This is a genomic window from Kolteria novifilia (assembly GCA_007748055.1).
Lineage (GTDB): Bacteria > Planctomycetota > Planctomycetia > Kolteriales > Kolteriaceae > Kolteria > Kolteria novifilia.
In genome coordinates this window covers 6,261,248-6,274,437 of sequence record CP036279.1, presented here as the reverse complement: position 1 = coordinate 6,274,437, position 13,190 = coordinate 6,261,248, and the positions used below count along the sequence as shown (strand labels likewise).

The window sequence follows — 13,190 nt, the reverse complement described above, 5'->3', positions numbered from 1 at the left end:
ATCCGCCACCAGTTACCCGAAAAGCAGTTCATCATGGGGCCTCTTTCTCCAGGTTCTCGAGAGCTTCGACTCCGCTCGGTTCGCTCGGCGCGGTGGAAGGCAGCGTCACCTTGGGAACGCTTTCGACCTTGGGTTTGGGAGTGCTCTCCGGTTTGGGGGCCGCCTGCTGATTGGCCCCAGCGTTGGGAAGGGGCAATTCGAGGAACGGGAGGCTGTCGCTGAGGGAGTGCGGCGGCTCCGTCGCGTACATCTCGTCCTCGGACGGGGGCTGACAGCGAATCTGCCATCCACCACCGAGAGCCCGGTAGATGTCGACAAACCCGAGAGCCACGTTGCCGAGCGTGTCGACATAGCTGACTTGCTGATCGACGAGATCCTGTTCGAGCAGGGCGACGCTGGTGAAGTTGGCTAAGCCATCGCGGTATTGGACGACCGCGGCGCTCACCGCCTCTTGATCGGCGAGCACGCTCTTGAGCAGGTACTCGGCTTGCTCTTCCGACTTGAACAGGAAGACGATGCCGTTTTCGACTTCCTGGTTGGCCGTCAACACGGTCTGCTGGTAGGCGGCGATGAGTTGTTGGAATTCCGCTCTCTGAAGTTCGACATTGGCCCGAATGCGACCGTAGTTAAAGATGTTCCACTTGAAACTGGGGCCGATGGTTCCGGCGAACGCGTTGCTGCGGAACAGGTTGCCGAGATCTTGTCCGTTGTAGTCGAGGACGCCGGTGATCGAGATCAACGGGTAGAGGTCCGTCTCCGCGATACCAATCTCCGCGCTTTGGGCCGCGACCTCCCGCTCGGCTTGGCGCACGTCGGGTCGTCGACGCAACAGATCCGCCGGCAGCCCGACCGCGACATCGACGGGGGCCTTTGGAATCGGGCCTTCGCCGAGGATTGGAGCCAAGTCGGTGGTGGGAATGCCCAGCAGGACGCAGAGGCTGTTGTTGGCCTGTCGGAGAATGATCTCCTGCTGCGGGATGATCGCTTGAGTCTGCGCGAGAATGGCTTCCGACTGATCGACATCGATCTTGGAGGTCTCGCCTCCCTTGTAGCGAGCCTTGGCGATCGAAACAGAGATCTCTTGGAGCTTGACCGAACGCGTCGCCAGTTCGATCTGACTTTGGGCGGTTCGATAGGAGACGTAGCTGGAGGCGACGTCGGCGATCAGTGTTACGAGGACGCCGTCATACTCCTCGACGCTCACGTCCAGATTGGCGTCGGCGGCCTCGATGGCCCGGCGATACCGCCCCCAGATGTCCAGTTCCCACGCCAAACTGAACCCGTAGTCCCAGATGCTGTAAAAGCGGTCCTGGACGAACGACGTATTGGCGGAGGCCGTGCTCAGGGCCTCGCGGGTGAAGCCGCCGTTGCCGGTTTGAGTCTGCGGGAAGAGATTGCCCACGGCGATTCGACGACTGGCTCGCGCCGCCAGGACGCGGAATCCGGCTTCGCGGACCGTTAGGTTCTGTTGGTAGGCCGAGCGGACCAGTCCGTTGAGGACGGGGTCGTTGAACAGCGTCCACCAGTCGGCGATGGAGCTTCGATCGGAAAGGAGACGCGGGTTGTCCCCGCTGTCGATCCAGTGGTCGGCGATGGGAGCGGGTGGCCGACCGTAGTCGGGGCCGACCTGAAAGCCGTTGCGCAAGTACTCATCGAGACTGGTACAGCCGGAGGCGCCGAGTAGGACGATCCCGGCGACGAGGACCATTGCCCATCCCGACCGGGATGTCGTGGGACGACGTTGTGGAGCCATTGCGCGATTTCCCCATGGGAGGAGATGAACCATCACTTCCCAGTGGACATCGGCAGAATCGACAGGACCGGTTCAACCGAAATGGAGCCTCCCGGCAATTTGGTTGGATTAGTGGGGATCGGAGGGATATGCGAACCTGTTGAACTGGTGGGTACCGAATTGAAGGGCCCGAAGGGGATCGCGACTGGTTGACTCAGCCCATCTCGTGGATCTTCTCTAAATTGCTTGCCCGTCCAGAGGCATTCAAGTTGATACGAAGGAGAGGGAGAGCTAGACTTTAGTAGCGTTTTTTGCGGTCGTTCGCCGATGGTTTCCAAACAGCCGCGAACGAACGGGGACGACAGCCCGCCCCTTGATTTCCTGCCAGACCGATGTGACTGATGGATCGTCGCTCACATTGTGCCTGCCTACCTTGAGGATCTCATCGCGATGGCGATGCAGCCAGGAAGACGGATCGATTGGACGACGACGGCTTTGGTGCTCACCTTGCTGGGAGTTCTGCCGACCGGATTGCGCGCCGAGGCTCCCGACCAGATCAAGTCGTTCATCGCCAATCACTGTCTCGATTGTCATTCAGGTAGCGAGGCGGAGGCCAATCTTGACCTGACAAGCCTCGACGCCTCCTTGAACCATGCGCACGACGTCACCAAATGGGTTCGGATTCACGATCGCGTCCACGCGGGGGAGATGCCGCCGGAGGAGAGTTCGACCGCTTCGGCCGAAGAAATGAAGCTCTTCGCGAAGCGACTCAGCCAGTGGCTTCAGTCGCATCAGCACGCGAAACAGAAGTCCGAGGGTCGAGTACGGGGGCGACGACTGACGCGTCTCCAGATGGAGCGCACCCTGCACGACTTACTCGGAATCGATATCCCGCTCGCGGACAAGTTGCCGGAAGAACCGCGCACCGACAGCTTCTCCACCGTCGCGGAAGATCAGACGATCTCTCACTTCCATCTCGACCGCCATCTGCACGTGGTCGATGTGGCACTCGATGAAGCATTCCAGCGCGCCCTTGGACAAGCGGATTCCTACGATCGGACGCTCGATGCCAAGACACTCTGCCGCCGCAATCCGCGCCGCCGCACGCGCGAGCCGGAACTGATCGACGATCGCGCCGTGACGTGGTCCTCCGGGGTGACCTTCTACGGGCGCCTGCCGGCGACCACCGCTCCCGAAAGCGGATGGTACCGATTTGTCATCCGCGCCAACGCGCTGAACTGTCCCGAGGGTCACGGTGTCTGGTGCACGGTTCGACGCGGCCTGTGCGTTTCCAGCGCTCCGCTGTTGCCCTGGGTCGGGGCCATTGAGGCGACCGAGGATCCGAAGACGTGGACCTTCGAGACTTGGTTGCCCAAGGGACACATGCTCGAGATTCGACCGGGCGACACGACGCTCAAGAGGGGAAGGTTCGCCGGAGGCCAAGTCGGTACCGGTGAAGGAGCTCCGCAGAACGTCCCCGGCGTTGCCATCGAATCGATCCACATGACGCGCATTCATCAGGGGATGACCGACGAGCAGATCCGCCATCGTCTCCTCGATGACTTGACGATCAAACCTGGAAAGAAGGGAAAACCCGGCACCGTCGTCTCGACGAACCCCGACAAGGATCTCGCGCGGCTGATTAAACGCTTTGCCCATTGGGCCTTCCGCCGACCGGTGACCGAGGAGGAGGTCGCTCCCTACGTGGCGATGGCGATCGACTCGATGTCCGAGGGCAACGACTTCGCCTCGACACTACGGACCGGATATCGGTCGCTGCTTTGCTCGCCCAGATTCCTGCTCTTTCAGGAAGAGCCTGGTCCTCTCGATCAGTACGCGATCGCCAATCGGCTCAGCTACCTACTTTGGAGCAGCATGCCCGACCGGGAGCTGCTGCAATTGGCGGAGAAGGGGGAGCTGTCCGATCCCAACGTGCTTCGCGCCCAAGTGCGACGCATGCTCGACTCGCCTCGCGGCAAGCAGTTCGTTCGCGACTTCGCCGCGGAGTGGCTGGACCTGGGGTTGATCGACTTCACCCAGCCCGACCGGAGACTTTTTCCACGCTTCGATCCGATCGTCCAGCAGTCGATGCTCGCCGAGACGCACGCCTATCTCGACGACATGGTTCGCGAGAACAAGAGCGTCACCTGGCTGATCGACTCGGACTACACTTTTCTGGATAGCCGACTCGCCCGCTACTACGGGATCGACGGCGTCGAAGGGGACGAAATCCGCAAGGTGTCGCTTGAGCCCGGCGATCATCGCGGGGGATTGTTGACGCAGGGGGCCATCCTAAAGGTGACGGCCAACGGTACCAACACGTCGCCGATCATCCGCGGGATTTGGGTCTCCGAACGGATTCTCGGGGTGCCGATTCCTCCGCCGCCGGAGAACGTGCCCGCCGTCGAGCCCGACATTCGCGGCGCCAAGACGATTCGCGAGATGCTCGCCAAGCACCGCTCCCAGGAAAGCTGCGCAGTGTGTCATCGCAGCATCGATCCTCCCGGCTTCGCTCTGGAGAACTACGATGCCGCCGGGTTATGGCGGGACCAGTATTTACAGAAGTCCGGACGTCGGGTTCGTCGAGGGGCGAAGGTCGACGCCAGCTACGACATGGCCGACGGGCGCCACTTCGAGGACGTCGACCAGTTTCAGACACTCGTGCTCGAAGATCGCCAAGGGCTCGCACGGAACGTGGTCGATAAGCTGATTACCTTCGGTACGGGGGCGGAGGTGGCATTCGCCGATCGGGACGACGTGGAAGCGATCGCCGCGCAGGCGGCATCGAGCGACTACGGAATGCGATCCTTGATCGAAGCGGTCGTCACCAGTCCCATCTTTCTCACCAAGTGATTCCAGGGGAGGCTTCTCGTGAGCCACGACATCAACTTCAACTTTGGACGCAAGATCGATCGACGCACCATGCTTCGCGGTGCGGGAGTCGCTCTGGCTCTCCCCTGGCTCAGCTCGATGGATGCCGCGTTCGCCGGCGTGACCGAACCGCCGCGGCGCTTTGTCGCGATGACGCTCGGGCTGGGACTGGTCGCCGACAACCTCAATCCGACCAAGGGGGGACGGGACTACGAACTCTCGCCCTACCTCGAGCCGATCGCGGACTTGCGGGATCAGTTCACCGTGGTCTCGGGAAGCTCCCATCCGGGCGTCACCGGAGGGCACCGCGCCGAGGCGAGTCTGTTGACCGCCAACCCGGGCGCTGGCACGGGGCGTTCGCGAAACACCGTCTCGCTTGATCAGTACATGGCCAAGCATCTCGGCCATCACACCCGGTTCCCATCGTTGATCCTCAGTAGCAGCGGCAGCACGAGTCCCTCCTACACCGAGAATGGTGCGATGATTCCCGCGGAGTCGTCGCCGTCGCGCCTCTACGCCCGACTCTTCATCAACGACTCGCCCGCCGATCGCAAGCGGCAGGCCAACAACATTCGCCAGGGTCGCGGGATCATGGACCTGGTCGCCGACGACGCCAAGCGGCTGACCCGTCAAGTTGGGGCCGGCGATCGTCAGCGCCTCGACGCCTTCTTCACCAGCGTCCGCGATCTGGAGAAGCGGATGGCCGCCTCGGAGGCATGGGCCGAGCGCTCCAAGCCGAAGGTCGACGCCAATCGCCCCAACGACATCGGCAATTCCAAGGATTTTGTCGGCCGTCAACGACTGATGAGCGACATGGTCCGACTGGCGCTCGAAACCGACTCGACCCGCATTGTCACCTATCACTTGGGCGGTAGTGGCGGTGTCGTCCCCCTTCCAGGAGTCGAGGAGGGCTATCATTCGCTCTCCCACCACGGACGCGACGAGGAGAAACTCGCTCAGTTGGCGTTGGTCGAAACCGCGATCGTCGCGGCTTGGGGCGACTTCCTCCGCAGCTTGCAGTCAACCGATGACACCGGCACCAGCTTGCTCGATCGGACCTCGGTGCTGCTGACGAGCAACTTGGGCAATGCCTCGAGCCACGACAATCGCAACATGCCCGTCCTGCTCGCCGGAGGCGGCTTCAAGCACGGCCAACACCTCGCCTTCGACAAGAAGAAGAACTACGCCCTCCCCAGGATGTACATCAGCCTGCTCCAGCGTCTCGGTATGGAAGTCGATCAGTTCGCCACCACGACCGGAACGATGCAGGGCCTCGAAATGACCTCGTAGATTGGGTCAGGGAACTCATGGATCCCAGCTCGATCCCCGGATGGTCTTTCTCAAGCCAAGCTGTCTCGGTCATGGCCAATGTCTCCGACATCTGCCCGTGACACTGCATCGCGGAGCTGGCGGTCGTACTCTACTTTCGCCATATCCCACTTCATCCGGTGCGTCGACGGCCGTGTTCGGGTTGCATCTCGCTTGGTCGTCATAACTGTCTAGCAACATTGGTCTTGTGTTGCCTCTTCAGGTGATGTGCTCATCGTCGCTGCGCGTCCATCGCTTCGTTGCTACATCATTGGCACTTCAAACGATTGGCTGTCCGTCAAAATCTCCACACGGCCGGCCCTCTTTGGAACAGTGGTTGCCATAGGAGAGACTCAGCTCCGGCACGGACGCCAATTGCTCGCAAGCAACGAGAACCCCCGTCGAACACTTCCGCCAGTGGGGATAGACACATGAACATGATGACGTCTGGACCACGCTCTTCTCCAGATCCTGACGCGATCAGTAGTGGAGTTGCCGCCGCGGCCGACAGCGGACTGAGCTTGGGAGCGAAGCCGAAGCCCGAGATTCAAAGCGGCCTTCCTGGCGACACGAGAAAACTGAGGCAGAAGGTTGCCCTTGTGACCGGTGGGAACTCGGGGATCGGTCGAGCGGTCGCGGTTCACTTCGCTCGCGAAGGGGCCAATGTGGCCCTGATCTGTTCCGACGCCGAGCACGAGGCTGCCAGACGGACGAAGAGAGCGATTGAAGCGGAGGGGCAAGATGCCTTGCTCATTCCCGGGGACATGTCCGATCCGGGCTCCTGCCGCGAGGCGGTCGAGCGGTGCGTCGAACGCTTCGGACGAATCGACATCCTCGTCAACAACGGGGCCTATCAGGAACAGCGGGATGGCTTGGACCAGATCTCCTTCGCGCAGTGGGAGAAGACCTTCCGGACGAACGTCTTTGGCTACTTCTGCATGACGAAGTTCGCGATCGAGCACATGCCGCCGGGGGCCGCGATCATTAACTCCGGATCGGTCGCGGGGTTAAACGGCGACGCACGGCTACTCGACTACGCCGCGACCAAAGGTGCAATTCATTCCTTCACGAAGTCCTTGGCCCAGAACCTTGTGGAGAGGCGAGTCCGTGTTAACTGTGTCGCCCTCGGGCTGGAAACGACACCGTTGTACCTCGCCGACGAGGACGAACCGGAACTTTCCATCGAGTTCGAGGAAATCGCTCGGTCCTATGTCTATCTCGCGTCCGACGCGGACTCGAAGTTCCTTACCGGCGAAGTGCTGCCGATGTGAGGAAGTGGACGCGATGGACGTGCGAGTCCCGCGAACCTCATGCCGGGAAGGTTCGCCAATCGGAAAGCATCCAGAAGTAACAGCCCATGTAGAATCCGAAAACACCGACTATGAGCGCTCGCAACCAGAGCGGTTCCACCATCTCGACATTGCGAAGGACGACGAAGAGGATGATGCCCACGACCGCGACCCCGTTCATGATCCAGCGAACGACGTCGAAGTGATCGATCAGGAACTCGCGGATCAGGTACGAGAAGACCAATACCCCCGCGAGGATGGGAATGGTGAGTACCGCGTCTCCCGTTGAGATGTCACGGCGCAAGGCGAAGAAGAAGATCAACGCGACGACGCTCAATTGCAAGATCCCGGCGACACCGGCGTTTCGGAGAAGGAGTTTGAGTCGGAGCACGTCTCGCAAGCCTCTCGGTGGGGGACAACTCGGCAGTGACGGCCCGACGGGTAGAATGTGGGCTCAGTCGCCGCTCGGGGTTGGTGTAGATTGCGAGGCTGCCGCAGTTCGACGGACATGATAGACCGCTCCCAAAGGTATTTGGCACGGTTCTCGCGGCAAGGGATTGATAGGAGGGTGATCGAGCGGGGAGTAGTCTCCTTCGTCGCGAACCCCAAAATTGCGCGATCACCCGCTCCTCACTTCGCCGTGATGCCGCCGTCGACGAAAAGGTTGGCGCCGGTGATGAAGGAGGACTCGTCGGAGGCGAGAAAGAGGATCGCGCTGGCGACTTCGTTCGTTTCGCCGACTCGGCCAAGCATCGTCCGGCCGCCGAGATCCGGGGCGGTGTTGACTTCACTTCGATCGAGGCCGTGGGACGTCGCGAACTCTTCCATCATCTCCGTCCAGATCGGTCCCGGGCTGACGGTGTTGACCCGGATCTTGTCGGGAGCCAAGTCGCCGGCCATGCAGCGCGTCAGTTGCAGGACCGCTCCCTTGGTGGCGTTGTAAGGGACCATCGCCGATTGGGCGAGAACCGACGAGGTCGACCCGATGTTCACGATCGACCCGCCGCCCGCGGCACGCAAGGGAGCGACCGCGTGCTTACTGACCCAAGCGATTCCGAGGACGTTGATGTCGAGAATCTTCTTCCAATCGTCGCCGGTGGCCTCTTCGACTGTCTTGCCGATGAGGATCGCGGCGTTGTTGATGACGATGTCGATTCGCCCGAAGGCCTCGACCGTCTTCGAGACCAGGTTCGCGCAACTTGCTTCCTCGGCGACATCGGTCGCGACGGCGATCGCCTCGCCGCCCGCCGACTTGATCTGTTCCGCCAGGGCCTCGAGAGGCTCGAGCGTGCGCCCGGCGAGAGCGAGCTTGGCGCCCTCGGTGGCGAAGAGTTCCGCCGTCGCGCGGCCGATGCCTCGTCCGGCTCCCGTGATGATGGCAACTTTATCCTTGAGGCGACTCATCATGAATCCTCCCATTGGGACTCGGTAATCACGATTCCTTCAGGTCGTAGCACATCAGCTTGTCTTGCTCGCGGAGGTAGAGCTTGCCGTCGACAATGACGGGGTGCGACCAGCTCTCGCGTTCCTGGAACGCGGGCTTGAGCGTTCCCTTGAGCCGGTACTCTTCGGGCGTCGCCTCGATGAGCGCGAGCGTGCCGTCTTGGTAGCGGAAGATGAGATGGCCGTCCGCGTAGAGGACCGCGGCCGAGCCCTTTCCGGGGCCGCGAATGTCGCCACCCCAAACGACATCCCCCGACTTCATGTCGAGACAGATGGGAAAGCCGTTGTTGTGCTTATGTCCGGCATAGAGGTGATCGCCCACCAGGAGCACACCGCCGTGGTGGTTCTGAAAGGTCTTCGCGGGGAGAAAGTAGACCTCTTCCGCCTTCACTCCGCCGCGCGGAGCGCGCGAGAGCTTCAGCAGCGCCGCGCCGGTGCCGTAGCCGGAGGTGCCGAAGACGTAGTCGCCGCTGGCGATCGGGGTCGGGATGTTGGCGGTTGGGTTGGCGACCGGATTGTAGCCCCAGAGGAACTTGCCGTCCTTGGCCCGCACGCCGATGAGGCCTCGGCCGGTGAGTTGGACATACTGCTTCACGCCCGCGCCGTTGGAAATGATCGCGGAGGAGTAACCCGCTCCGTCCTTGCCGTTGTCGCCGAGGTTGGGGACGGCCGACTTCCAGATCTCCTTGCCGGTCCTCTTGTTGAGGGCGACCATCATCGCGTCGGGGCCTCCGGGCGTGACGATGACCTTGTTGCCGTCGACGAGGGGAGACTCGGAGTAGCCCCAACTCGACATCATCTTGCCGTTCCAGTCCTTGGCGTGTCGCTTCCAGACGACTTTGCCGTCATCGGTTTGGAGGCACGCGATGGTGCCGTCGGAAAGCATGACAAAGAGCCGATCGCCGTCGACGGTCGGGGTGCAGCGTGAACCTTGGTAGCCGTGCTTGGGGACTTGGTCGGTCAGGACGCGGCGCCAGATCACTTTGCCGTCTTCCTGGTTCGCGGCGACGACCGCTTGGCCGCCATCGGAGTTGCCTGTGGTGAAGATGCGGCCATCGGCGATCGCGAGCCCGGCGTAGCCCGTGCCCATCCGGTCGGACATCCAGAGAAGCTTGGGTCGTTGCGTCTCCCAATCCTTGCTCAGTCCCGTTTCCTTGGAGAGGCCGTCGCGGTCGGGGCCACGCCATTGGTTCCACGCCGTTCCATCGGCTCCGCTCGAGCCGGCCTGCGCGATCGAAAGCGTGAGGGAAGGGGCCGCGAACAACATCGCGGCGGAAAGTCCAGCTAGGTAAAGCGTTCGGCTACGCACGCTCATCTCCCTTGTTATGGTGGCAACGCAACTTGGTTGTTGATTTCGACGTTCGCTCAGTCATCGTCGTGGCGTTCGGGCGGGGCAAACTCGACCGGTTTGTCCTCTTCGAAAGGATTGACGGGAACCAGTTCCTCTCCGAAGGGGTCGGGTGGCTGGCAAGCGGCCATGAGCCCGTTGAGTCGGCTGAGGATCGGATCATCCGACGGAACCTCCTCGTTCCGGGGACCGTTCGTCGCGGAGGGGATCCCCACGAGAAGGATACTCTCCGAATCGACCGGGCGCGTGGCATCGTTCCACAGCCGGCGACGTTCGGCGAGGAGATTCGCCACCAGCGAGCGTGCGGGGACCCGTCGATTCAGCCCGATCCAGCACTGGGCCTTCACCACGGCGAGAAGAAACTGGTCGCGGTTCGTGCCCGCGGCTTCCGAGAGACGCTCGATTGCGGTCAAGGCGTCGAGCGCCGACTCATAGTCTCTGCGCGCGTACGCCAACAGGAGTCGAACTTCCTCGAGCCGACGTTGTCGCGTTTGAGTGATCGAGGGGGAGCTGGGATAGCGGTCGAGTAGCTCTAGCCCGTGAGCGGCGAGGCGATCGATGGCCGCCTGGGTCGAGGTCGTTCGTTCCGATTGTTCGAGCGGTGTCGGGAAGATCTCGAGTCCCGTCGGGCCTTGGTAGGAACGTTCGCGACGCTCGACGGCGGGAAGGAGACCCGCCACGCGGAACGGAGATCGCTCGCCGGCCGCGTCATCGAGTACCGTTCGCTTCACGGCTTCCCCGATCGCCCAGAGAGCACGCTCGGTGGAGGCGGCATCGGGAGTCCAAGTGGTCAACTTCCCGCTGGAGAGTTCGATCAACCCGAGCGGGGCACCGACTTCGGGGATGCCGTAGCGAAGAGCCAGGAAGTCTCCCCGCGAGGATGCGGAAAGGGATCCCAAGGGGATGAGGTCGGTCTTGCCGTTGTCGAGTGGATGCCAGCTCCGAAGGATCCCGCCGAAGGAGAGATCCAGCTCGTTGACTTGGGAGGGAACTTTGGGACCTTGGACGATGGTGAAGATGCGCCGCGCGGCGGGGAGGACGACATGGTAGAGCCGGACTGGTCCCTTGGGACGCGATCCGCGCCGCAGGTCGTCGGTCGGCGTGAGGATTGGTTGTTCCTCCGATCCGTTGAGCATCGCTCGAACCAATCGGGCCCGTTCGCTGGCGAGGTGTCGCGATGGAATGCCGATGCCGGCATCGTCGTGGTGGATCGCGACGAGTGAGTTGCCGCTGGAGTCCCAGTTCGCGGTCTGGGAGGCGGAGGCGTTCGCGAGGATGCGCACGCCTTGCTCAAGGTCGTCGACCGGGTGGACGTAGAGATGAGCTTCGTCGGAGATTTCGGGTTCGATGCGATCGGGGACATCGCCCAAGAGATGTAGGCACGCGAGATACTGCCCGTCGGGCGACCACGAGGGGCGGGTGGCGTGCTCGATCGTCGCCAAATGGTCCCCACCGCTGAGTTTGAGCACATCGAGGCTCATCGAATCGATCCAAGGAACCGCGACGTGCATGCCCGTGGGGGCGACGTCGGGGGCCATGTCGGGCAGAAACGCCAGCGAACTCGCCGGGAGCGTCACGGCACGTTCGACGATGGTCTCGGTCTTGCCGAGGCGATGGTGGCGGCGGAGGGCGAGGGTGCCGGTGATGTACCGCTCCGCGGAAGTCTCGCTGGCCGGAGCGTCTGATTCGGGCAGAAACTCCATGTAGACGAGATAGCCGCCATCGGGAGCCCAGGAGGGGTTGCTCAGCAGTCCCTGGGAGCGCACGAGACGTCGGCGGGCTCCGCCGCGGGGATTGGCGATCCATAGCTCACTGGAAGTGTGCTCGTTCGCGAGGAGTGGGCAGGGGCGATCGAACCCCTCGACCGTTTGGTCCTCGAGATCGTCTCCCGAGTCGATTTTGTCAAAATCTTCGACGCGGACTCCCGGATCCTCGACGGCGCCGGAGGAGACCAGAGCGGCGCCATCGCCTCGCCCGAAAAGCCAATTCTGGGAAAAAATTGACTCTCCCTGCACCGTTTGGGTGAGGAAGGCGATCTCGGAGCCGTCTGGAGACCAGATGCCGGGGACGAAGAAGCAGCCACTTAGGAGCAAGGTGACGCCATATCGGGTGCGATCCATCAGGGCCATGGGAGAATCCAGTGAGAGGAGAAGGAGCCCTAAGGCGTTGAAACGGGGGAGATTCTGCCTCGTGGACGTCGCGGTCGTTTCGATATTGCCGAATTGTCTCAAACTGCGCTCGGCTTCACAAGTGATCCGGCAAAAGAGACGGGAAAACGATCTAGCGAGCGGGATCGGCTATGCTATTCTCGCCCCTGAACGAGGCACCCATGCTTCCTGTCTTCTCTATCTTGTTAAAGTTGAGAGGGGGGATTGGGGTGAATCTCGCTGAATTCGATTCAAAAAGCTACGAGTTTGCTCGTAACCAGATAGCATCTGAGTCGGATTTGGATCAGAACAGAGTCAACCACGCGTGGGTTGAGGAACCCTTGCCGGTCAATTTGGCATTGGCTATATATCGTGGTTTGAAACAGAGTGTGCCCACGGGGGCATACCCCGGGCCAGGCGACTGGGCCCACGGGGGATCGACCCTGGGCTGAACGACGGTGTCCGCGGGGGGTATACCCGCGACGAGAGAAGGCGGCGCGACAGCGAATCATGCGATTTACGTTAGTCGACAAAATTCTGGATCTCGAGCCCGGGTCGCGGATCACGACCGTCAAGAACCTTACCATGGCCGAGGAATACCTCGCGGAACACTTCCCGAGTTTTCCGGTCATGCCAGGCGTGATGATGATCGAGGCGATCACGCAATCGGGGGCTTGGCTTGTACGCGTGTCGGAGCAGTTCCGCCACAGCGTCATCCTGCTCAAGGAAGCCAAGATGGTGAAGTTTGGCCAGTTCGTCACGCCCGGTAGTCAGCTTACCGTCACGTGCGAACAGATCGCCAGCGACGAGACGACGACGACGCTCAAGGCGAAGGGCCAAATGAACGGTAAGACGAGCGTCTCGGCCAAGGTAGTCCTGGAACGGTTCAATTTGCGGGATCGTCACGCGGGCTTTCGTCGCGACGATCGACGTCTCCAGGCCCATCACTTGAAGACCTTCCAGATGCTGGCGACGCCTGATCTTCGCCAGAAATTTGACAAATTGGTTGCCCAAGGGGCTCGGACCGACTGATCGCGTCAAGGACGGGGTTG

The 13,190-nt window shown here is 61.8% G+C and carries 9 protein-coding genes; 4 read left to right on the top strand and 5 right to left on the bottom strand.

The genetic code is table 11. The features are described from left to right. Positions 1 to 31 precede the first annotated feature (31 nt). Positions 32 to 1,753, bottom strand: coding sequence for an efflux transporter outer membrane subunit (locus tag Pan216_RS23110; RefSeq protein ID WP_419192887.1), 1,722 nt, complete (start codon positions 1,751 to 1,753; stop codon positions 32 to 34). Positions 1,754 to 2,182: 429 nt separating this feature from the next. On the opposite strand from Pan216_RS23110, the gene Pan216_RS23105 reads away from it, so the two are divergent. The 3 genes from Pan216_RS23105 to Pan216_RS23095 all read left to right on the top strand — a co-directional run bounded on the left by Pan216_RS23105 (position 2,183) and on the right by Pan216_RS23095 (position 7,182). Continuing rightward, positions 2,183 to 4,585 carry a DUF1592 domain-containing protein gene (locus tag Pan216_RS23105; protein ID WP_419192886.1) on the top strand — a complete coding sequence of 801 codons (2,403 nt, stop codon included), beginning with the start codon at positions 2,183 to 2,185 and terminating at the stop codon, positions 4,583 to 4,585. 69 nt (positions 4,586 to 4,654) lie between these two features. Then, the gene (locus Pan216_RS23100) at positions 4,655 to 5,893 is read left to right on the top strand and encodes a DUF1552 domain-containing protein (protein WP_145264300.1); all 1,239 of its coding nucleotides are present in this window, start codon (positions 4,655 to 4,657) and stop codon (positions 5,891 to 5,893) included. 449 nt (positions 5,894 to 6,342) lie between these two features. Continuing rightward, positions 6,343 to 7,182 (top strand): SDR family NAD(P)-dependent oxidoreductase, encoded by an 840-nt coding sequence (locus tag Pan216_RS23095; protein ID WP_145261819.1) that lies wholly within the window; start codon positions 6,343 to 6,345, stop codon positions 7,180 to 7,182. Positions 7,183 to 7,219: 37 nt separating this feature from the next. Here the strand turns inward: Pan216_RS23095 and Pan216_RS23090 are convergent, their stop codons facing one another. From Pan216_RS23090 to Pan216_RS23075, 4 genes are all read right to left on the bottom strand, one after another. Beyond that, a complete protein-coding gene (locus tag Pan216_RS23090; protein WP_145261817.1) occupies positions 7,220 to 7,591 on the bottom strand; it encodes a hypothetical protein in 372 nt (123 codons plus the stop codon). Between the two features lie 239 nt (positions 7,592 to 7,830). After that, positions 7,831 to 8,607 carry an SDR family NAD(P)-dependent oxidoreductase gene (locus tag Pan216_RS23085; protein ID WP_419192885.1) on the bottom strand — a complete coding sequence of 259 codons (777 nt, stop codon included), beginning with the start codon at positions 8,605 to 8,607 and terminating at the stop codon, positions 7,831 to 7,833. A 25-nt stretch (positions 8,608 to 8,632) separates the two neighbouring features. Further along, entirely contained in the window at positions 8,633 to 9,958 is a 1,326-nt protein-coding gene (locus Pan216_RS23080; RefSeq protein WP_145261815.1) for a PQQ-binding-like beta-propeller repeat protein, read from the bottom strand. Between the two features lie 50 nt (positions 9,959 to 10,008). Beyond that, a complete protein-coding gene (locus Pan216_RS23075; RefSeq protein WP_145261813.1) occupies positions 10,009 to 12,120 on the bottom strand; it encodes a TolB-like translocation protein in 2,112 nt (703 codons plus the stop codon). A gap of 528 nt (positions 12,121 to 12,648) precedes the next feature. On the opposite strand from Pan216_RS23075, the gene Pan216_RS23070 reads away from it, so the two are divergent. Further along, positions 12,649 to 13,170: a 3-hydroxyacyl-ACP dehydratase FabZ family protein gene (locus tag Pan216_RS23070; protein WP_145261811.1), complete on the top strand. Its 522-nt coding sequence runs from the start codon at positions 12,649 to 12,651 to the stop codon at positions 13,168 to 13,170. Positions 13,171 to 13,190: the final 20 nt, after the last annotated feature.